At 70.6% G+C, this 19750-nt stretch carries 20 protein-coding genes; 9 read left to right on the top strand and 11 right to left on the bottom strand.

What is annotated here, in order from left to right:
* Window positions 1-220 precede the first annotated feature (220 nt).
* From ACWC21_RS35595 to ACWC21_RS35565, 7 genes are all read left to right on the top strand, one after another.
* Window positions 221-1123, top strand: coding sequence for a helix-turn-helix domain-containing protein (locus tag ACWC21_RS35595; protein ID WP_450888092.1), 903 nt, complete (start codon window positions 221-223; stop codon window positions 1121-1123).
* The gene (locus ACWC21_RS35590; protein WP_450888090.1) at window positions 1120-1317 is read left to right on the top strand and encodes a DUF397 domain-containing protein; all 198 of its coding nucleotides are present in this window, start codon (window positions 1120-1122) and stop codon (window positions 1315-1317) included. The genes ACWC21_RS35595 and ACWC21_RS35590 overlap by 4 nt, the downstream gene beginning before the upstream one ends.
* Before the next feature lie 46 nt (window positions 1318-1363).
* Window positions 1364-1570, top strand: a complete 207-nt coding sequence (locus ACWC21_RS35585; RefSeq protein WP_450888088.1) for a DUF1016 N-terminal domain-containing protein — start codon at window positions 1364-1366, stop codon at window positions 1568-1570.
* Window positions 1571-1650: 80 nt separating this feature from the next.
* Window positions 1651-1884: a DUF1016 N-terminal domain-containing protein gene (locus tag ACWC21_RS35580; protein ID WP_450888086.1), complete on the top strand. Its 234-nt coding sequence runs from the start codon at window positions 1651-1653 to the stop codon at window positions 1882-1884.
* Window positions 1881-2432 (top strand): PDDEXK nuclease domain-containing protein, encoded by a 552-nt coding sequence (locus ACWC21_RS35575; protein ID WP_450888084.1) that lies wholly within the window; start codon window positions 1881-1883, stop codon window positions 2430-2432. Before ACWC21_RS35580 ends, ACWC21_RS35575 begins: the two co-directional genes overlap by 4 nt.
* A gap of 114 nt (window positions 2433-2546) precedes the next feature.
* Window positions 2547-3155: an HAD family acid phosphatase gene (locus tag ACWC21_RS35570; RefSeq protein ID WP_450888082.1), complete on the top strand. Its 609-nt coding sequence runs from the start codon at window positions 2547-2549 to the stop codon at window positions 3153-3155.
* A gap of 60 nt (window positions 3156-3215) precedes the next feature.
* Window positions 3216-6275 (top strand): NACHT domain-containing protein, encoded by a 3060-nt coding sequence (locus ACWC21_RS35565; RefSeq protein ID WP_450888080.1) that lies wholly within the window; start codon window positions 3216-3218, stop codon window positions 6273-6275.
* Between the two features lie 68 nt (window positions 6276-6343).
* Here ACWC21_RS35565 and ACWC21_RS35560 read toward each other — a convergent pair whose 3' ends face one another.
* Window positions 6344-8866, bottom strand: a complete 2523-nt coding sequence (locus tag ACWC21_RS35560) for an ATP-dependent Clp protease ATP-binding subunit (RefSeq protein WP_388805277.1) — start codon at window positions 8864-8866, stop codon at window positions 6344-6346.
* 457 nt (window positions 8867-9323) lie between these two features.
* On the opposite strand from ACWC21_RS35560, the gene ACWC21_RS35555 reads away from it, so the two are divergent.
* Entirely contained in the window at window positions 9324-9941 is a 618-nt protein-coding gene (locus ACWC21_RS35555) for an SCO3374 family protein (protein WP_450888077.1), read from the top strand.
* Here the strand turns inward: ACWC21_RS35555 and ACWC21_RS35550 are convergent.
* From ACWC21_RS35550 to ACWC21_RS35505, 10 genes are all read right to left on the bottom strand, one after another.
* Window positions 9920-10255: a histone-like nucleoid-structuring protein Lsr2 gene (locus ACWC21_RS35550; protein ID WP_388805272.1), complete on the bottom strand. Its 336-nt coding sequence runs from the start codon at window positions 10253-10255 to the stop codon at window positions 9920-9922. The genes ACWC21_RS35555 and ACWC21_RS35550 overlap by 22 nt on opposite strands.
* A 207-nt stretch (window positions 10256-10462) precedes the next feature.
* Window positions 10463-10996 (bottom strand): amino-acid N-acetyltransferase, encoded by a 534-nt coding sequence (locus ACWC21_RS35545; RefSeq protein ID WP_388805269.1) that lies wholly within the window; start codon window positions 10994-10996, stop codon window positions 10463-10465.
* A gap of 9 nt (window positions 10997-11005) precedes the next feature.
* Complete coding sequence (locus ACWC21_RS35540; protein ID WP_450888075.1) at window positions 11006-11422, bottom strand: BlaI/MecI/CopY family transcriptional regulator; 417 nt, start codon at window positions 11420-11422, stop codon at window positions 11006-11008.
* A gap of 157 nt (window positions 11423-11579) precedes the next feature.
* Window positions 11580-11759 (bottom strand): hypothetical protein, encoded by a 180-nt coding sequence (locus ACWC21_RS35535; protein ID WP_450888073.1) that lies wholly within the window; start codon window positions 11757-11759, stop codon window positions 11580-11582.
* Window positions 11760-11806: 47 nt separating this feature from the next.
* Complete coding sequence (locus tag ACWC21_RS35530) at window positions 11807-12430, bottom strand: hypothetical protein (protein WP_450888072.1); 624 nt, start codon at window positions 12428-12430, stop codon at window positions 11807-11809.
* Window positions 12431-12749: 319 nt separating this feature from the next.
* Window positions 12750-13547: a type III pantothenate kinase gene (locus ACWC21_RS35525; protein WP_450888070.1), complete on the bottom strand. Its 798-nt coding sequence runs from the start codon at window positions 13545-13547 to the stop codon at window positions 12750-12752.
* 4 nt (window positions 13548-13551) lie between these two features.
* Window positions 13552-14529 carry a carboxylating nicotinate-nucleotide diphosphorylase gene (gene nadC / locus ACWC21_RS35520; protein ID WP_450888068.1) on the bottom strand — a complete coding sequence of 326 codons (978 nt, stop codon included), beginning with the start codon at window positions 14527-14529 and terminating at the stop codon, window positions 13552-13554.
* Window positions 14530-14534: 5 nt separating this feature from the next.
* A complete protein-coding gene (locus tag ACWC21_RS35515) occupies window positions 14535-16292 on the bottom strand; it encodes an L-aspartate oxidase (RefSeq protein ID WP_450888128.1) in 1758 nt (585 codons plus the stop codon).
* 23 nt (window positions 16293-16315) lie between these two features.
* Window positions 16316-17317, bottom strand: coding sequence for a pantoate--beta-alanine ligase (panC, locus tag ACWC21_RS35510; protein WP_450888066.1), 1002 nt, complete (start codon window positions 17315-17317; stop codon window positions 16316-16318).
* Between the two features lie 70 nt (window positions 17318-17387).
* Window positions 17388-18344: a Rossmann-like and DUF2520 domain-containing protein gene (locus ACWC21_RS35505; RefSeq protein ID WP_450888064.1), complete on the bottom strand. Its 957-nt coding sequence runs from the start codon at window positions 18342-18344 to the stop codon at window positions 17388-17390.
* Window positions 18345-18517: 173 nt separating this feature from the next.
* On the opposite strand from ACWC21_RS35505, the gene ACWC21_RS35500 reads away from it, so the two are divergent.
* Window positions 18518-19735: a threonine aldolase family protein gene (locus tag ACWC21_RS35500; RefSeq protein WP_450888062.1), complete on the top strand. Its 1218-nt coding sequence runs from the start codon at window positions 18518-18520 to the stop codon at window positions 19733-19735.
* Window positions 19736-19750 lie beyond the last annotated feature (15 nt).

Raw genomic sequence — 19750 nt, 5'->3', positions numbered from 1 at the left:
GCCGCTCGCGGTGTCTCTGCCGCCCCTCCGGCGGTGCGCTTCCGCGACGCGGGGTGTGTGCGCATACGTCGACGGCGAGGCTTCCGGCATCTCTGCGTGAGCGTCGCCACACTCAAAGTAGCGGCTCAGGGATGACTTGTTCAACCTGAAGTCCAACCTCAGTGGACCTTGCCGCCCCCTCAGGGGCAAACTGACCTCCACCCGCGAAGGAGAGAGCCCGTTGGCACTGCGAACTATGCCCACCGAGCGGCAACTTCGCCTCGGCGCAGAGTTGAAAAGGCTGCGAGAGCTCAGCGGGCTGACCGTGCAGGACGCCGGGGCCGCCATCGGCATGGGGCGCGTACACCTCACTCATGTCGAGAACGGGCGTACCGCGATTTCCGCCGACCGGATCCGCACGCTCTGCGAGGCCTATGGGGGCACTAGTTCAACCTACGTTGAGGCCCTGGTGAGTCTGGCGGAGTCCTCCGGAAAAGGCTGGTGGAGCGAATACAGACATCAACTACCGGCTTCCGCATTGGACTTGGCCGAACTCGAAGCACGAGCGACCCATCTACGCTCGTACGAGTCACTGTTCCTGCCCGGCCTCTTCCAGGTGGCGGGCTACACCCGCGCCATCTTCCAGGCGAGCGACGCTGTGAGCACAGCAGAGGAAATCGACGCCGCTGTCCGCTTCCGCGGCGAACGCCAGCGCATCCTCACCGCCGACAACCCGCCACAGGTCCACGCGGTCATCCACGAAGCAGCGCTGCACATGCGCTTCGGTGGCACGGACATCATGCGCCAGCAGCTCCTGCGCCTGGTCGAGCTCGCGGAGCTCCCACACGTCACGATCCAGATCATGCCGTTCACGGCAGTGGCGGTGTCGGCGCTCACGACACCGTTCTGCCACCTCGCGTCACACCACGGCGCCCTGGAAACGGTGCTGATGGAGCACCCGGCACGGTCGGCCTACCTGCACGGCGAAGACGACGTGGCCAAGTACCGCCACCAGTTCAGCCGACTCGGCAACGCGGCGCTGCCCGCCGTCGACGCCACCGTCATCCCCGTCAAACACTCGACCCGGGACTCCCTGGGTCTCATCCAGCACATCCTGTACACCCTTCAGGGAGTATCTGCATGACTGTCCTCGACTGGCAGAAATCCTCCTTCAGCGGCGACCAGGCCAACTGCCTGAACCTCGCCGCCCCCACCCCCGCCGGTCCCATCCACCTCCGCGAAAGCGACCAACCCGACACGATCCTCACGACGACTCCCGCCGCCCTGGCCGCCCTCATACAGGCGCTCGCCCCAAACTCACACGTTCGGATGACCTGAGCGGATTCACCCGCGCGCGAAGATCACCTGCGCAACCCTCACGGTCATGAACAGCAGCACTGAGGCGTCCAACGCCACCGTCCCCACCCAGCTCGGATCGCTCCCGTCCTGGTACGGCGATCTCCTGGGCGAGATCAAGGAGACGGTCTCCGGCGCACGCCTGCGCGCCCAGCGGGCCGTGAACACCGAACTGGTCCGCATGTACTGGCAGATCGGCAAGCTGATCCTCGCCCGGCAGGAACAGAAGGGCTGAGGCACGAAGGTGGTGGCCCGGCTCGCGGCGGATCTGAAGGCGGCCTTTCCGGGGCAGCGCGGCTTCTCCCGACGCAATCTATGTATATGCAGAAGATGGCCCGAACCTGGCCGGAGCCAATTGTGCAACAGCCTGCTGCACAATTGCCGTGGGGCCACGTCACCGTCCTCATGGACAAGCTCGAAACCCGCTCCGAGCTGGACTTCTACGCCACCGAAGCCGTCCGCAACGGCTGGTCCGCGCCCTGCTGGACCGCTTCATCCACCAGGGCCTGCACCGCACCCAGGGCTCCGCGGCCACCAATGTCGCGGTGACGGTCCCCGACGAATCGGCCGTGCTGAAGGAACTGGCCCGGGACCCCTACCGTCTCGACTTCCTGGGCCTTGACGAACACCACGCCGAGCACGAACTCGAAGAGGCGATCGTCGCCAACATGGTCCGCTTCCTCACGGAACTCGGCGTCGGCTTCGCCTTCGTCGGCCGCCAGTACCCAGTGCTCATCGACGGCGAGGAATACCGCATCGACCTGCTCTTCCACCACCTCAAGCTGCATCGCTACTTCGTCTTCGAGCTCAAGACGAAGGACGTACGACCGGAGCACGTCGGCAAGCTCAACTTCTACGTCAGCGTGGTCGACCGGATGGTCCGCGACCCGGAGCGCGACGACAGCACCATCGGCTTCCTGATCGGGGCCCACCACAACAAGGCCGCGGTCCAACTCGCCCTCGACGCGAGCAACAACCCGCTGGCCATGGCCAATTACTCGACGCTCTCGCCCGCAGGGCGTCGACTCGTCCCCACCGAAGAGGACTTGTCCCGAGTGGTCCAGCAGGCCATCGACGGAATTCACGGCGGGATGTGACGCACACCTCTGTACGCCTACCCCCCAGTAACCCTACGGTTCCCCTCGCGCCACCCTCACGCACGATCATGCCCACGACATCGGCAGCGTATGGAGTGAGAGGACCCCCCACCGATGAGCAGACCACGCCCCTGGGCGCTGCGCGTTTCCGCGACCGCCGTATCCGCGGCCGCCCTCGTCGCGATGGCCGCCCCGGCCGACGCCGCGACGACGAGCACCACCGCCGCCAAGGTGGACTACGCGACCTGGCAGAAGGACTGCCAGGCGGTGATGGACCAGGCCCTGCCGTACCTGGAGCAGCGCATCGCCGCCGCCAAGCCGGGTGAGAAGCAGGCCATCGTCTTCGACATCGACAACACCACGCTGGAGACCGACTTCGGCTTCAGCTATCCGTCCCCGGCCAACAAGCCCGTGCTGAACGTCGCCGAGTACGCCCAGGAGCACGGCGTCTCCCTCTTCTTCGTCACCGCCCGCCCCGGCATCATCAAGGCCGCCACCGAGTACAACCTCGAGCACGACGGCTACGACGTCTCCGGGCTCTACGCCCGCGGCCTGCTCGACCTGTTCAAGGACGTCGCCGCCTACAAGACGGCCCAGCGCGTCGACATCGAGAACAAGGGCTACACGATCATCGCGAACATCGGCAACAGCGCCACCGACCTCTCGGGCGGCCACGCCGAGAAGACGTTCAAACTGCCCGACTACGACGGACAGTTGTCCTGACCCTTCCGGGCGAGTCCAGGTAGCCTCACCTCCGTTCGCACGCGTACGGGGGTGAGGCGGATGGATCCGGCGTTCATCGGCGGAAAACTGGCGGGGGCCCTGATGGGCCCGCTGGCGAAGAAGGTGGTTCCTTCGCAGCAGCCGGGCGCCGGGCTGGTCGACAAGCCCGTACGGCTGACGGATCTCGTTCCGCTCCCGGGTGAGAAGCGCGTTCTGCGCGAGAAGGAACTGCGCCGGCTCGCCGAACGGCTGGTCGGCCAGGCGGTGGAGCGGCCGGGCGAGTCGCCCTTCCCGCCCGACGAGCGGGCCGCCGTCGCCGAAGCCCTGACCCGTCGCCTCCTCGCCCTCGGCGACCTGGACATGGACGCCGTGCACGCCGTCCGCCTGGGCGAGCGGGAGCTGGCCGTACGGCTGCGGCGCGGCGCCCCGGCGGCCGACGGGCTGTCCACGGACGCCTGCCTCTTCCTCGACTCCGCGACCGAAGCGGCGTGCCTGCACATCCTGGAGTTCTTCACTCGGCGGTCGGCCTTCGTACCGCGTGCCCTGGTCGAACAGGCCCGGGGGCAGGCCGAGACGGACCGCAAGGTCGACGAACTGATCGCGCGGACCCCGCGCCCCGGTGACCGTGACACCGCCTTCGAGCACCGCTACCTGTCGTACGTCGCCGAGCACCACAACCACATCACCATCTACGGCATCGACCTGCGCGACTCCCCCGACCGCTGGCCTCTCGAAGTGGCCTACCTCAGCCTGGAGGCGACCACCGCGGAGGAGGTGTCGCGCGACATGTCCCCGGACGAGCGGCCACCCGCGGCGGCAGGCCGGCTGCCCGCCGAGGAGGCGCTGCTCACCGACTCCCGCGTGCTGTTGCGCGGCGACGCCGGATCCGGGAAGACGACCCTGGTGCAGTGGCTGGCGGTCACCGCGGCCCGGACCGGCGACCGCGTCCCCTACGTCCTCCCCCTGCGCACCCTGATCCGCACCGGCCCGCTCCCGACCCCTGCCGACTTCCTCAAGCCGGTGAGCTGTCCGCTGACCCCGCCGGAGGGCTGGGCCGAACGCGTCCTGACGGCAGGCCGCGCCCTGGTCCTCGTGGACGGCCTGGACGAAATTCCGGCCGCCGACCGCAACCGCACCCGTGACTGGCTCCGCGCCCTGCTCCAGGCCTACCCCGGCAACCACTGGCTCGTGACCTCCCGCCCGACGGCCGTACGCCCCGACTGGCTGGCCCAGGAGGGCTTCCGGGAACTGGCACTTGCTCCGATGCGCCGCTCCGAGGTCAGGACGTTCGTGCGGCGCTGGCACAAGGCGGCACAGGCTGCTGAGTACGAGACCGCTCTTCTGGACGCCCTGCGCACCAAGCGCGACTTGGCCCGGCTCGCCACCAACCCCCTGATGTGCGGCCTGATCTGCGCGCTACACCGCGAGCGTCGTGGTTATCTTCCCACCGGACGGAAGGAGTTGTACGACGCTGCCCTCGCGATGCTCCTCGCCCGCCGCGACCGGGAGCGAGGCATGAGCGCAGTGGACGGCGTGGAGCCGGGCGAAGAGGCCCGACTGGAGCTGTTGCAGCGACTGGCCTACGCGCTGGTGCTCAGCGGCCGTACCGAGATGGCCCTGGAGACGGCCGAGGGGATCGTGGAGCGCTCACTGCCCACGGTAGCGTCGGCGGCAGGGCAGGGTGACGCGGCGACGGTACTGCGGACGCTGCTGCTGCGCAGCGGCCTGCTCCGGCAGCCGGCCGAGGGGGTCCTGGACTTCGTCCACCGCACCTTCCAGGACTACCTGGGCGCGCGCTACGCCGTGGAGGAGGGCCACCTCGACGTCCTCGTCAGCCACGCCGACGACGCCCAGTGGGAGGACGTCATCCGCATGGCGGTGGCCCACGCCCGGCCCCGTGAACGGGCCTCGGTACTACGGCAACTGCTGGCCCGGGACACTCCTCGGCTCACCTTGCTGGCGCTGGCCTGTCTTGAGCATGCGGCGGCTCTTGATCCGATGGTCCGGGCGGAGGTGGAGTCGCGGGCCGCCGCGCTGATCCCACCGCGCACAACGGAGGATGCGCGGGCTCTCGCCGAAGCCGGACCGCTGGTGCTGGAGCTGCTGCCGGGGCCCGGCGCATTGACGAACGAGGAGGCCCGGGGCGTTACGGTCACGGCCTCGATCCTGGGCGCCGAGGAACCGGAGGGGGCGCTGGCGGTCCTGCGGCGGTTCCGGGAGCATCCGGACCTCGACGTACGAAGCCAGCTCGTGGGGACCTGGGGGCGCTTCGCCACCGAGGAGTACGTCGCCGAGGTGCTGGACCACCTGGACACGACAGACCTGCTGCTGACCTGCGAGTCGGCCGAACAGCGCCGGGCCCTGGCCGGGATGCGTCCTTGGCCCCGGCTCTCCTTCCAGGGCCCGCATCGGATGGAAGACATTCTGGCCGTCATACCGGTACCCGAAGCGGTGACGGCGATCGATCTGCAGAAGAATCCACACCTCACCGATCTGGGCGCCCTGCTGCCCTTCAGCTCGCTTGATCAACTGTGGCTGAGCGAGTGTCCGGCGGCAATGGGCTTGGAGAGCCTGTCCGCGCTGCCACTGCGCGGTCTCTCCTGCGACGGCATCAACGAGTTGAGAGGGCTTCGATCCTTGCGGTCACTCGCCCGCCTCTCCATGACCCAGGAGCTGTCAGGCACCGAACTGACGGACACCCTGCCGGTCGACGCACCGTTGGAGTTCCTGTACCTGGGCGGCAACAGCATCGACAACACGGGGCTGCGCGGACTACCGCACTGGGCCGGTTTGCAGACGCTCAGCCTGGGACCGCTGAAAAACGAACTGACGGCCGCCGACTGGCAAGCCGTCGCTGAACTACCCGAACTCACCGATCTGTATCTGAACGGATGGATCATCAGGGAATTCCCGCACTGCATCGAGCTGATGCCCGAAATGCCCAGTATCAAGTTGCTACGGGTCTACGCGATGCACGGAGCCGAGGATCTTTCGGCCTTGGCGCCTAAGCTGCCGGGACTGCGCTCGGTGATCCTGAGTGGCCAGGGCGGGCACTCCTTCCCGGTCTCTCGCTTCGAGAGAGTCTTCCCCGGGGTGCGAATCAGGCTCTACCGGAACTGAGAACGCGGAGAGGGGCCGGTGCTGTCCAAAAGCACCGGCCCCTCTCATTCAGCCAATCCGCCGGAGGCCTACTCCTTGCTCAGGTTGGGCCCAGCCCCACCCGCGGCCTGCTCGATCGGCGGGACGTCCGGGAGGGCCGACTTCTCCTCGCCGCGGAAGGTGAAGGTCTTGGTCTCGCCCTCGCCCTCGGTGTCCACGACCACGATGTGGCCGGGGCGCAGCTCGCCGAAGAGGATCTTCTCCGACAGGGAGTCCTCGATCTCGCGCTGGATGGTGCGGCGCAGCGGCCGGGCGCCCAGCACGGGGTCGTAGCCCTTCTTGGACAGCAGCTCCTTGGCGGACTGGGAGAGCTCGATGCCCATGTCCCGGTCCTTCAGGCGCTCGTCCACCTTGCCGATCATCAGGTCGACGATCCGGAGGATGTCGGTCTGGGTCAGCTGCGGGAAGACCACCACGTCGTCGACGCGGTTGAGGAACTCAGGGCGGAAGTGCTGCTTGAGCTCGTCCGAGACCTTGTTCTTCATGCGCTCGTAGTTGGTCTTCGTGTCGCCCGAGGCCGCGAAGCCCAGGTTGAAGCCCTTGGAGATGTCCCGGGTGCCGAGGTTGGTCGTCATGATGATGACCGTGTTCTTGAAGTCCACGACCCGGCCCTGGGAGTCGGTCAGGCGACCGTCCTCCAGGATCTGCAGCAGGCTGTTGAAGATGTCCGGGTGGGCCTTCTCGACCTCGTCGAAGAGGACCACCGAGAACGGCTTGCGGCGGACCTTCTCGGTCAGCTGGCCGCCCTCTTCGTAGCCCACGTAGCCGGGGGGCGAACCGAAGAGCCGGGACACCGTGTGCTTCTCGCTGAACTCCGACATGTCGAGGGAGATCAGCGCGTCCTCGTCGCCGAAGAGGAACTCGGCGAGCGCCTTGGACAGCTCCGTCTTACCGACACCGGACGGGCCGGCGAAGATGAACGAGCCACCCGGACGCTTCGGGTCCTTCAGACCGGCACGGGTGCGGCGGATCGCCTTGGACAGCGCCTTGACGGCGTCGTCCTGGCCGATGACCCGCTTGTGGAGCTCCTCCTCCATGCGCAGCAGGCGGGAGGACTCCTCCTCCGTGAGCTTGAAGACCGGGATGCCGGTGGCCGTGGCGAGGACTTCGGCGATCAGCTCGCCGTCGACCTCGGCGACGACGTCCATGTCGCCGGCCTTCCACTCCTTCTCCCGCTTGGCCTTGGCGGCCAGGAGCTGCTTCTCCTTGTCGCGCAGGGAGGCGGCCTTCTCGAAGTCCTGCGAGTCGATCGCGGACTCCTTGTCCCGGCGGACGGCGGCGATCTTCTCGTCGAACTCGCGCAGGTCCGGCGGCGCGGTCATCCGGCGGATGCGCATCCGGGAGCCGGCCTCGTCGATCAGGTCGATCGCCTTGTCGGGGAGGAAGCGGTCCGAGATGTAGCGGTCGGCCAGGGTGGCGGCCTGGACCAGCGCCTCGTCCGTGATGGAGACGCGGTGGTGCGCCTCGTACCGGTCGCGCAGGCCCTTGAGGATCTCGATCGTGTGCGGCAGGGACGGCTCGGCGACCTGGATGGGCTGGAAGCGGCGCTCGAGGGCCGCGTCCTTCTCCAGGTGCTTGCGGTACTCGTCCAGCGTGGTCGCACCGATGGTCTGGAGTTCGCCGCGGGCCAGCATCGGCTTCAGGATCGAGGCGGCGTCGATCGCGCCCTCGGCGGCGCCCGCACCGACCAGCGTGTGGAGCTCGTCGATGAACAGGATGATGTCGCCGCGGGTGCGGATCTCCTTCAGCACCTTCTTCAGGCGCTCCTCGAAGTCACCGCGGTAGCGGGAGCCGGCGACCAGCGCGCCGAGGTCCAGGGTGTAGAGGTGCTTGTCCTTGAGGGTCTCGGGCACCTCGCCCTTGACGATGGCCTGGGCGAGGCCCTCGACGACGGCGGTCTTGCCGACGCCGGGCTCACCGATCAGGACCGGGTTGTTCTTGGTACGGCGGGACAGCACCTGCATGACCCGCTCGATCTCCTTCTCGCGCCCGATGACCGGGTCGAGCTTGGACTCACGAGCGGCCTGGGTGAGGTTCCGGCCGAACTGGTCGAGGACCAGGGACGTCGAGGGCGTGCCCTCGGCAGGCCCGCCGGCGGTGGCGGTCTCCTTGCCCTGGTAGCCGGAGAGCAGCTGGATGACCTGCTGCCGCACCCGGTTGAGATCTGCGCCCAGCTTGACGAGGACCTGGGCGGCGACGCCCTCGCCCTCGCGGATCAGGCCGAGCAGGATGTGCTCCGTGCCGATGTAGTTGTGGCCCAGCTGAAGGGCCTCGCGGAGCGACAGCTCCAGGACCTTCTTGGCACGGGGGGTGAAGGGGATGTGCCCGGACGGGGCCTGCTGGCCCTGGCCGATGATCTCCTCCACCTGCTGGCGGACCGCCTCGAGCGAAATCCCGAGGCTCTCAAGGGCCTTGGCGGCGACACCCTCACCCTCGTGGATCAGGCCCAGGAGGATGTGCTCGGTGCCGATGTAGTTGTGGTTGAGCATCCGGGCTTCTTCCTGAGCCAGGACGACAACCCGCCGCGCGCGGTCGGTGAACCTCTCGAACATCGTTAATCGCTCCTCAGAGCGGTCAGGCAGTGGGGGGAACTTCCCCTCCCTGTCCTTCCGCAGCTTAGTCCCGCAAGCGGGGACCGCTCATTCCAACTGCCGACACCGTCGATGGCCTCCTGACCCCGAACGCCGACATCTGCTCCAACCTGATGGTGCGAGACGATGTTCCCGCAGGCCAGGCAGTTACCCCTGTCGCCAGTACGCCGATGGCGAACGTGAGACAGCCCCGTCCTGCGCGTCGCCCCCTCCCACTAGGGATGTCTTACCCGCAGGCGCTGACAGTCCATGCCGCGCGCACCGGTTCGCTCCGCTATGGGCGAACAACCCCGCGTCCCCCCGCACCTCCCGCGCGCCCCCTTTCGGGCACTGCGCGCAGTCGCCTTGACACCCAGCGTAACTCGGAGCCGTTTCGGCTGTTGCTCTTGTCATGGTTGGCACTGCCCCCGTGATTCCCATGATCCCCCTACCTCGTCGACCGCTCGACCCGGAGGCCGGAATCCGGCACTGGTACGAGGACGAACTGGGCTGGGCCACGGTCCCCGGCTCTCCGGTACGGCTGGTCACCGGTCTGCGCTTCGACGTCCTGGACGTGCCGGCCGAGGCGGGCACGGCCGCGCTCGGGCGCCTGGCGCCGGGCTCTCCGGTGGCCGTGCAGGGCGACCGGATGCGGCTGCTGGTGGCCGCGGGCAGCGCGGAGGAGCTACCGGGGCTGCTGGAGTGGCTGGAGTGGGGCTCGCTGGCCCTGGATCTGGTGGCGCTGGGCGCGGACGGGCACATCGAGGCGCCCGCGCCCCTGGAGCCGGTCCCCACCGGGGTGCGGCCGCTTCCCGTGGGCGGCTGGGATGCTCCCGCCGTCCGGGGCGGACCGCGGGAGGCCGCCTTGCGGGGGGCCGCCGTATGGCTGCGGCCCCCCGAGCCGGGACGCGACGTCGAGTCGTCGCTGCCGACGCTCGCGGCCCTTGGGGGCGGTGTGGGCGCCCCCGATCTCGTACGACTGGTGGACACGGTGGCGGCGCACTGTCACCGGGTCCGGCTGCGGCGCGTGAGCGCTCAGCGGTTGGCTTCCTCGTAGGCCTCGCGGATGGTCGCGGGAACACGGCCGCGGTCATTGACCTCGTAGCCGTTCTCCTTGGCCCAGGCGCGGATCTGCGCGGTGTCCTGGCTGCCGCCGGAAGCGGCGCGGGCCTTTCCGCGCCCGCCCGCGGAACGGCCTCCGGTACGACGACCACCCTTCACATAGGGCTCGAGAAGTCCGCGCAGCTTGTCCGCATTGGAAGTGGTGAGATCGATCTCGTACGTCTTGCCGTCCAGCGCGAACGTCACGGTCTCGTCCGCCTCGCCGCCGTCGAGGTCGTCGACAAGAAGGACCTGAACCTTCTGTGCCACCGGATTTCCTTTCATCGATAACGTTAGGGCCGGGGTGTGCGGCGTCCGCCGTTTCGCCGCCCCCTGTTATATGCAGTACTGCAGTACGTCGGAAAGCAAACCGCTTTTGCCGGAAAAACACAAACCCCTGGCAGAGACTCAGGGGGCCGGACCGGGCGGGAAACATGCGCGTTTCGGACATAGGGAGCAGCCGGCAATGGCCGATGATCACAGATGCAGAAGCATCCTGCTGTTGCCCAAGGTGTTCGGTTTCACTCGTTCGAGACCCAGGAACTCCGCGACGCCCTCGTCATAGGAACGCAACAGCTCCGCGTAGACATCGGTGTCGACGGGTGTCTCCCCGATCTCCACGAAGCCGTGCTTCCCGAAGAAGTCGACTTCGAAGGTCAGACAGAAAACGCGGCGAACGCCGAGCCAGCGGGCGGTGTGAAGCAACTTCTCCAGCAACTGGTGGCCGACGCCGGCGCCCTTCAGACCGGGCTTCACGGCGAGAGTGCGCACTTCCGCGAGGTCTTCCCACATCACGTGCAGTGCGCCGCAGCCGACGACCTCGGCGTTGTCGTCGCGTTCCGCGACCCAGAACTCCTGGATGTCCTCGTAAAGCGTCACGGTCGCTTTGTCGAGCAGGATGCGGTCACGGACGTACGCGTCGAGGAGACGGCGCACGACCGGGACATCGCTGGTCCTCGCCCGCCGGACGGTGATGGCTTTTGCGGTGACTTCGGGGCGCTCTGCTGACATGAGCGGACGCTATCGCCCGCGGCGCTCCTGTGCCGAGCCGGGGTTCTCGCCGTCCGTATCGGGGGCGGTATGGGGGCCGGTATCCCCCGGAGCGCTATCCGCGGGCCCCTGGACGATGCGTACGGCGTCACTGAGGGCCTGGCGCTGCTCGTCGCTCATCATCCCGAAGAACGCCACGAGAGCCGCGGCCGGGTTGTCGCTCTGCGACCAGGCGTCGTTCATCAGGGCGGCGGCGTAGGCGGCCCGGGTGGAGACGGCCTCATATCGATAGGCCCGGCCTTCCGCTTCGCGGCGCACCCAGCCCTTCTGATGGAGATTGTCCAAAACGGTCATGACCGTGGTGTACGCGATGGACCGTTCCTGCTGAAGGTCTTCCAGGACTTCTCGAACGGTCACCGGGCGGTTCCACTTCCACACCCGCGTCATGACCGCGTCTTCGAGTTCTCCCAATGGGCGAGGCACAGCTCAGACAATAGTGGGAGATCCCGCCAATGGCGTGCCCAACGTCCACTTTCCGCGATGAACATGGACAAAAAGGGCACGCACCCCGTGCCGGACGGCAGCGCTCCTCGCGGGGCGCGCCTCAGGCGTCGGTGCCGGCGGAGGTCGGCCGGGCCCCTTCGGCGGACGCGAGCACGGCGTCGACGGCCGCGTCCTCCTTGGCCTTGGCGGCGCCGCCCTGGGTCTTCACGATCACCCTGACCACACCGATGAAGAAGACGGCCATGACGACCGGGGGAACGAGCGCGGAGACGTAGTCCATGCCTCCAGGGTAGCCACGGGCCTTCACCCGGAGCGGCAGGGGTGCGCTCAGACGGCGGCGAGCCGCCGGGACGGGTCTTCGGACGGCGGGGCCGGCTTGCGGCGCGGGAAGACCTCGCCCGGGGTCGGGATGGGCCGGGACGGCCGGGGCGCGGCGGGCTCGCCGGCCGGTCGCTCCGCGGGTCTGCGGGTGGGCCTCTCCTCGGGCTTCTCGGCGGGCTTCTCGGCGGGCTTCTCGCCACCGTCGCCGCCGGACGCGGACCGGCCGCCGGGGAGGGCCTGCAGTGGTGTGCGGCAGGCCGGGACGACCGCCGCGGTCCGCTCCAGCAGTGCGGCCGCCATCGGGTTCCCGCGCAGCGCCCCCAGTGCGGCCAGGTCGTCGGGCAGCGGACGGTGTCCGGCGTCCAGGGCCTCCCGCAGGAGCGCGAGGTAGCCGGCGGCCGTGCCGGGCAGCGCGGCACGGTACCGGGCCAGGTCGGCCACCAGGAAGGCGCGCAGCCGGGCGCCCTCGCGCATCGCCTCGTCGAGCTGCCCGGCAAGCCGGAGGCAGTCCTGAACATCCTCGGCCGAGGCCGGGCCGGGGTGAAGGGCGAGAGCGAGAGCGCGGCGGAGCACACGCAGCTCCTCCGCACCGAACGCCATGCCGCCGCGGGATCCGTAGGGCGTGGGCATACGCCGACGATACGCGCTAATCAGACAAAACAGACACAAGAGGCTGGTGTGGCGCGGCCGCGCCACCCACGTGGGTCCCTGGCCGGGTGCGGCGCCGGGCCCGGGTCCCCTCGGCGGGGCACAGGTGCAGCAGCCCCGTCGGGGCCTGGGGCACGACCCAGCCGGGCACGACCCAGCCGGGCGCGACCAGGGCGGCGTCCCGAGCCCCGCGAGCTGCCGGGCCGACCGCCCAGCCGGGCCCTGGGGCACAGCCCCCAGGGGGTTCCCCTCGGGACGGGAGGGGCGGCGGAGGCGAGGAAAGCCGCCCCGCCGGCCCGTGTCAGAGGCGGGACACGTTGCGTTCGTACACCAACCGCAGCCCCACCAGCGTCAGCCACGGCTCGTGTTCGTCGATCACCGAGGACTCGCCGAGGACCATGGGCGCCAGCCCACCCGTCGCGATCACGGTCACCTCGTCCGGGTCGTCCGCCAGTTCCCGCGCCATCCGGCTGACCACCCCGTCGACCTGGCCCGCGAACCCGAACACGATCCCGGCCTGCATCGCCTCGACCGTGTTCTTGCCGATCACGCTCCGCGGCCGGGCCACCTCGATCTTGCGCAGCTGTGCGCCCTTGACGCCGAGCGCCTCGACCGAGATCTCGATGCCCGGCGCGATGACCCCGCCCACGTACTCCCCACGAGCGGACACCGCGTCGAACGTCGTCGCCGTGCCGAAGTCCACGACGATGGCCGGCCCGCCGTAGAGCTCGACCGCCGCCACCGCGTTGATGATCCGGTCGGCGCCGACCTCCTTGGGGTTGTCGGTGAGGATCGGCACCCCCGTCTTCACCCCGGGCTCCACCAGCACCGCGGGTACGTCGCCGTAGTAGCGCCGCGTCACCTCGCGCAGCTCGTGCAGCACGGACGGCACGGTCGCGCAGATCGCGATCCCGTCGATGCCGTCCCCGAGCTCGTCGCCGAGCAGCGGGTGCATGCCCATCAGGCCCTGCAGCAGCACCGCCAGCTCGTCCGCCGTGCGGCGCGCGTCCGTGGAGATCCGCCAGTGCTCGACGATGTCCTCGCCGTCGAACAGACCGAGGACCGTGTGCGTGTTGCCGACGTCGATCGTGAGGAGCATCGCCCTACTCCGCCTCGCGCAGGTCCAGGCCGATGTCCAGGATCGGCGAGGAGTGGGTCAGGGCCCCCACGGCGAGGAAGTCGACGCCGGTGGCCGCGTACGCCCGCGCGTTGTCCAGGGTGAGCCGGCCCGACGCCTCCAGCAGCGCCCGCCCGTCGACGATCCCCACGGCCTCCGCGCACTCCATCGGCGTGAAGTTGTCCAGGAGGATGAGGTCGGCGCCCGCGTCGACTACCTCGCGCAGCTGGTGCAGGGTGTCCACCTCGACCTCGATCGCCAGGTCGGGGAACGCCTCCCGTACGGCCTTGAAGGCCTGCGCGATGCCGCCCGCGGCGACGACGTGGTTGTCCTTCACCAGCGCCGCGTCCGACAGCGACATGCGGTGGTTGACGCCCCCGCCGCACCGCACCGCGAACTTCTCCAGCGCCCTGAGGCCCGGCGTGGTCTTGCGGGTGTCCCGCACCTTCGCCTTGGTGCCCTCCAGCACGTCCGCCCACGCGCGCGTGGCGGTCGCGATGCCCGACAGGCGGCACAGGATGTTCAGGGCGCTGCGCTCCGCGGTCAGCAGGTCGCGCGTGCGCGTGGTGACCGACAGCAGCTTCTGCCCGGCCGCCACCCGGTCGCCGTCGTCGACGTGCCGCTCGACCTCGAACTCGTCCGTGCAGACCACGGATACGACGGCCTCGGCGACCCTGAGGCCCGCCACCACGCCGGCCTCGCGGGCGGTGAAGTCGGCGGTGGCCACCGCGTCCTCGGGGATGGTCGCGACCGTGGTCACGTCCACGCCGTGCGCGAGGTCCTCCTGGATGGCCACGTTGGCGATGTCCTCGACCTCCACGGGGTCGAGTCCCGCGTCGGCCAGGAGCTCGGCGAGCGCGGGGTCGAGCCCGCACTCCAGGTACTCCGCGTCCGTGTCCGCGCCGCAGGCGCAGCCGTCGCCGCAGCCTCCGGCCGGGGCGAGGGGAAGGTCGTCGGTACTCACTGCTGTCACTGCTCCTGGGGACGGTGCTGCCGGGTCGGGGGGAAGTCTGCGGTGTCGGTGGTGTCCACGGCCAGCGTCCGGTCGGGATTCAGCCGTACGACGATGTGGCGGCGCCAGTTCGCGTCGTCGCGGTCGGCCCGGTCCTCGCGCCAGTGGCAGCCGCGGGTCTCCTCGCGCAGCAGCGCGGCGGCGACCAGGACGCGTGCCACGCACAGGAGGTTGGTGGCCTCCCACGTGTCGACGCCGGGCTCGGCGGTCTTGCCGTTCTCGTCGAGGGCCTCCCGGGCCTCGGAGTGCAGCCGCTGGAGCTGGTCGGCGGCCCTGGCGAGGGACTCCGCGGAGCGCAGTACGCCCGCGCCCTCGGTCATGATCCGCTGGATGGCGAAGCGGGCCTCGGCGGCGAGCAGGGGGTGGGCCGGCCGCTCCGGCTCCGGGACGGGCTCGGGCACGCGCGCGTGCGCGCCCTCCGCGCCATGGCCGGCCGCGATGTCGGCGGCGATGCGCTCGGCGTAGACGAGACCTTCCAGGAGGGAGTTGGAGGCGAGCCGGTTGGCGCCGTGCACACCGGTGCAGGCGACCTCGCCGCACGCGTACAGGCCCGGCACGGTGGTCCGGCCGTGGGAGTCGGTGCGCACGCCCCCGGAGGCGTAGTGGGCGGCCGGGGCGATCGGGATGGGCTCGGTGACCGGGTCGATGCCGTTCGCGCGGCACGCGGCCAGGATCGTCGGGAAGCGGTGCTCCCACATGTCGGCGCCGAAGTGCCGGGCGTCGAGGTACATGTGCTCGGCGTCCTGCTCGATCATCCGCCGCAGGATGCCCTTGGCGACGATGTCCCGGGGCGCCAGCTCGGCCAGCTCGTGCTGCCCGACCATGAAGCGCACGCCGTCGCCGTCGACCAGGTGGGCGCCCTCGCCGCGCACCGCCTCGGAGACGAGCGGCTGCTGCCCCTCCGCCTCCGGGCCGAGGAACAGCACGGTCGGGTGGAACTGCACGAACTCCAGGTCGGAGACCTCCGCACCCGCGCGCAGCGCCAGCGCCACGCCGTCGCCGGTGGACACCGACGGGTTGGTGGTCGCGGAGAACACCTGGCCCATGCCACCGGTCGCGAGGACGACGGCGGGGGCGTGCACGGCGCCCACGCCGTCGTGCTGGCCCTCGCCCATCACGTGCAGCGTGACACCGGCCGTACGGCCCTCGGCGTCGGTCAGCAGGTCCAGTACGAGCGCGTTCTCGATCGTGCGCACCCCGCGCGCGTGCACGGCCTCCACGAGCGCCCGGGAGACCTCCGCACCGGTGGCGTCGCCGCCCGCGTGCGCGATCCGGCGCCGGTGGTGGCCGCCCTCGCGGGTGAGGTGGATGTCGCCTTCGTCGTCGGTGTCGAAGCGGGCCCCGGTGGAGATCAGCCGCCGTACCGCGCCCGGGCCCTCGGTGACGAGGATCCGGACGGCCTCCTCGTCGCACAGGCCCGCGCCCGCGACCAGGGTGTCGTCCAGGTGCTGTTCGGGGGTGTCGCCCTCGCCGAGGGCCGCGGCGATGCCGCCCTGCGCCCAGCGGGTGGAGCCGTCGTCGAGGCGGGCCTTGGTGACCACGACCGTCGTCAGGCCCGCCGCCTCGCAGCGCAGGGCCGCGGTGAGGCCGGCCACGCCGGAGCCGACGACCACGACGTCCGCGGAGATGGACCAACCGGGGGCGGGCGCGAACAGGCGGGGGCGAGCGCGAAGCGCTCCCGCTTGAGGGTGGTGGTGGGCGACGGGCGGGCGTATGCCTGTGCTGGTGCCTGTGCTGGTCACGAGGCGGCTCCGAGGGTTCCGAAGGTGAGCGGGATGTTGTCGATCAGCCGGGTCGTCCCGACCCGGGCGGCGACCGCGAGGACGGCTTCGCCGGTGAAGTCGTCGCCGATCTCGGTGAAGTCGGACGGGTCGACCAGCGCGAGGTAGTCCAGTTCCAGCGGCGGGTCGAGACGGGCGGCCTCGTCGAGCACCAGTCGGGCCGCCGCGCGAACGGCCGCCGGACCTCCGGGGGCCGCCTTGGCGACGGCGTGCGCGTCGGCAGCCGCGCGGGACTCCCCTATGGCGCTGAGCGCCTCCGCACGGGCGTGCGTGGCGGGCACCTCGAGGGCACGCGCGCGCAGCGCCTCCTGTGCGGCGTGCCGGTCACGGCCCGCGAACAGGGCCTCGGACAGGGCGAGGGCCGTGCGCCGTTCCTGGGGCGAGAGGTAGCGGTTGCGGCTGGACAGGGCCAGGCCGTCGTCCTCCCGCACCGTCGGTACGCCGACGATCTCCACGCCGAAGTTCAGGTCCCGCACCATGCGGCGGATCAGGGCCAGCTGCTGGGCGTCCTTCTGGCCGTACAGGGCGACGTCGGGGCGGGTGAGGTGCAGCAGCTTGGCGACGACGGTGAGCATGCCGTCGAAGTGCCCGGGGCGGGAGCCGCCCTCCAGGCGCTCGCCCATGGGGCCCGCGCTGATGCGCACCTGGGGTTCGCCGCCCGGGTACACCTCGTCCACGGCGGGAGCGAACACGGCGTCCGCGCCGGACTGCTCGGCGAGCTTCAGGTCGGCGTCGAGGGTGCGCGGGTAACGGTCGAGGTCCTCGCCTGCGCCGAACTGCAGCGGGTTGACGAAGACGGTGACGACGACCTCGCCGTCCGGCCCGGCGATGTCCCGCGCGGTGCGGATCAGTGTCGCGTGGCCCTCGTGCAGGGCGCCCATGGTCATCACGACGGCACGGCGGCCCCGGCGCACGCGCGCGTGCAGCTCGGCGGCGGTGCTCAGCAGGGCGGTGGTCATCGCTGGTCTCCGTTCCCGGGCGCGCACGTCGCCGGGCGGCCCTGCTTCGCGGTGTCGGTCCCGGACCGGGTCATCGGGCGTCTCCCTCGGTGCCGTCGGCTCCGCCGGACCCCGTGGCCCCGGCGGCTCCGTCCGCGAGTACCCCGAGGAGGTCCTCGGCCAGTTCCGGCTTCAGCAGACCGTGGGCGAGCGCCCGGTCGGCGGTGGCGCGGGCCATCGCCAGGTACCCGGCGACGGTCTGCGGGGCGTACGCGCGCAGTTCCTCGACGTGCGCGGCGACGGTGCCCGCGTCGCCGCGGGCGACCGGCCCGGTCAGTGCCGCGTCGCCGGAGCGCAGGGCGTTGTCCAGGGCGGCGCCGAGCAGCGGGCCCAGCATCCGGTCGGGGGCCCCGACGCCGGCCGTGCGCAGCAGCTCCATGGACTGGGCGACCAGCGTGACCAGGTGGTTGGCGCCCAGGGCGAGGGCGGTGTGGTAGAGCGCCCGGTTCTCCTCGGCGATCCACTCGGGTTCGCCGCCCATCTCGATCACGAGGGCCTCGGCGGCGAGACGCAGCTGCTCAGGGGCGGTGACGCCGAATGAGCAGCCGGCGAGCCGCTGGACGTCGACCGGAGTGCCGGTGAACGTCATCGCGGGGTGCAGGGCCAGCGGCAGGGCGCCCGCGCGCAGGGCGGGGTCCAGCACCTTCGCGCCGTACCGCCCGGAGGTGTGCACGAGCAGTTGTCCCGGACGGACCGCGCCGGTCCCGGCGAGGCCCGTGACGAGGCCGGGCAGGGTGTCGTCCGGGACGGTCAGCAGGACCAGGTCGGCCCGCTGGAGGACCTCGGCCGGTGGCACCACCGGCACGTCGGGCAGCAACTGCGCGGCCCGCCGCCTGGAGGTGTCGGAGACGGCGGAGACGGCGACCGGGCGGTGCCCGGCGAGCTGGAGGGACGCGGCGAGCGCGGGACCCACCCGGCCGGCGCCGACGACGCCGACGGTGAGCCGCGCGGGGCGGTCCTTGGAGTCTTGCTGGTGGACTGTACTCACGCGACGGCGGCCTTCCCGTTCCAGTCCGCTCTGGGTACCGGACGATTTCTCGTCATGTTAACGCTATCGGGTCGAGGGCCGGTCCGTCGTCCACAGGCTGTGGACTTCCGCACGTTCCCCGGGACCGGTTAAATCGGGTGCCCGGGCAGGACGGGGCACGCCATGATCCGGGCATGAGCGATACGGCGGAGCAGGACACGGAGCGGGGCGCGCGGCAAGGCACGGAGCAGGGCGGCACGAAGTCGGTGCAGGAGCGGTTGCGGGAGCGGCGCGCGGCCGTCTTCCGGAAGGCGCCGCGCCTGCTGGCGCGCGCGGGCTTCCGGACCACGATCGGGGAGCATCTGACGCGGCTGCAGGAGGCCGCTGCCGACGTGTACGACCTGGACGCGTGGCCCGACATGTACGGCGACGGGGTGGTGGGCGCCCTCGAGGAACGGGTCGCCGCGCTGCTGGGCACCGAGGCGGCCGCGTTCTTCCCGACCGGCACGATGGCCCAGCAGGTGGCCCTGCGCTGCTGGGCGGCCAGGACCGGGAACCCCGCCGTGGCCCTGCACGCGCTGGCCCACCCCGAGGTGCACGAACGGCATGCGTTCAGCGAGGTCAGCGGGTTGCGCCCGGTCCGGGTGACCGACGAGCCCCGGCTTCCCACGGCCGCGGAGATACGCGACTTCGAGGAGCCCTTCGGCGCCCTGATGCTGGAGCTGCCCCTCAGGGACGCCGGTTTCGTGCTGCCCACCTGGGAAGAGCTCACCGAGGTCGTGGCGGCGGCCCGGGAGCGTGACGCGGTGGTGCACTTCGACGGCGCGCGCCTGTGGGAGACCACCGTCCACTTCGGACGTCCCCTGGACGAGATCGCGGGTCTGGCCGACAGCGTCTACGTGTCGTTCTACAAGTCGCTCGACGGGCTCGGGGGCGCGGCGCTGGCCGGCCCGAAGACGCTGGTGGAGGAGGCGAAGACCTGGCGGCACCGTTACGGCGGCATGGTCTTCCACCAGTTCCCCACGGCGTTGTCGGCGCTGGTCGGGCTGGAGCGGGAGCTGCCCCGGCTGCCGGAGTACGTGCGGCACGCGCGCGTGGTCGCCGCGGCGATGCGCGAGGGGTTCGCCGCGGCCGGGGTGCCCTGGGTACGCGTCCATCCCGAGGAGCCGCACACGCACCAGTTCCAGGTGTGGCTGACCCACGAGCCGGACGTCCTGGCGGAGGCGGCGGTGCGGCAGGCCGAGGAGACGGGGACGCTGCTGTTCCCCATCGGCTGGATGCGCGGCGGCCCGGGACTGGGCTGGACCGAGGTCACCGTTGATTCCCCGGGACTGGAGTGGACCGCGGCCGAGGTCGAGGCGGCGGTCGCGGACTTCGTGGCCCGGCTGCCGGAGGAGAGGCAGCGGGGGTGAGGGGGTCGTCGAGGA

The organism is Streptomyces sp. NPDC001348 (genome assembly GCF_053597535.1).
Note: the sequence above shows the minus strand (reverse complement) of the source record. Positions and strands in the feature narration are given on the sequence as shown.

What these genes read in the sequence shown, in the direction of transcription:
- panC (WP_450888066.1), bottom strand. Translation starts at nt 17,317, where the DNA reads ATGACCACCGCCCTGCTGAGCACCGCCGCCGAGCTGCACGCGCGCGTG.
- ACWC21_RS35525 (WP_450888070.1), bottom strand. Translation starts at nt 13,547, where the DNA reads ATGCTCCTCACGATCGACGTCGGCAACACGCACACGGTCCTCGGTCTG.
- ACWC21_RS35540 (WP_450888075.1), bottom strand. Translation starts at nt 11,422, where the DNA reads ATGACGCGGGTGTGGAAGTGGAACCGCCCGGTGACCGTTCGAGAAGTC.
- ACWC21_RS35555 (WP_450888077.1), top strand. Translation starts at nt 9,324, where the DNA reads ATGATCCCCCTACCTCGTCGACCGCTCGACCCGGAGGCCGGAATCCGG.
- ACWC21_RS35570 (WP_450888082.1), top strand. Translation starts at nt 2,547, where the DNA reads ATGAGCAGACCACGCCCCTGGGCGCTGCGCGTTTCCGCGACCGCCGTA.
- ACWC21_RS35590 (WP_450888090.1), top strand. Translation starts at nt 1,120, where the DNA reads ATGACTGTCCTCGACTGGCAGAAATCCTCCTTCAGCGGCGACCAGGCC.
- ACWC21_RS35545 (WP_388805269.1), bottom strand. Translation starts at nt 10,996, where the DNA reads ATGTCAGCAGAGCGCCCCGAAGTCACCGCAAAAGCCATCACCGTCCGG.
- ACWC21_RS35565 (WP_450888080.1), top strand. Translation starts at nt 3,216, where the DNA reads ATGGATCCGGCGTTCATCGGCGGAAAACTGGCGGGGGCCCTGATGGGC.
- ACWC21_RS35530 (WP_450888072.1), bottom strand. Translation starts at nt 12,430, where the DNA reads ATGCCCACGCCCTACGGATCCCGCGGCGGCATGGCGTTCGGTGCGGAG.
- ACWC21_RS35500 (WP_450888062.1), top strand. Translation starts at nt 18,518, where the DNA reads ATGAGCGATACGGCGGAGCAGGACACGGAGCGGGGCGCGCGGCAAGGC.
- ACWC21_RS35560 (WP_388805277.1), bottom strand. Translation starts at nt 8,866, where the DNA reads ATGTTCGAGAGGTTCACCGACCGCGCGCGGCGGGTTGTCGTCCTGGCT.
- ACWC21_RS35580 (WP_450888086.1), top strand. Translation starts at nt 1,651, where the DNA reads ATGTATATGCAGAAGATGGCCCGAACCTGGCCGGAGCCAATTGTGCAA.
- ACWC21_RS35535 (WP_450888073.1), bottom strand. Translation starts at nt 11,759, where the DNA reads ATGGACTACGTCTCCGCGCTCGTTCCCCCGGTCGTCATGGCCGTCTTC.
- ACWC21_RS35585 (WP_450888088.1), top strand. Translation starts at nt 1,364, where the DNA reads ATGAACAGCAGCACTGAGGCGTCCAACGCCACCGTCCCCACCCAGCTC.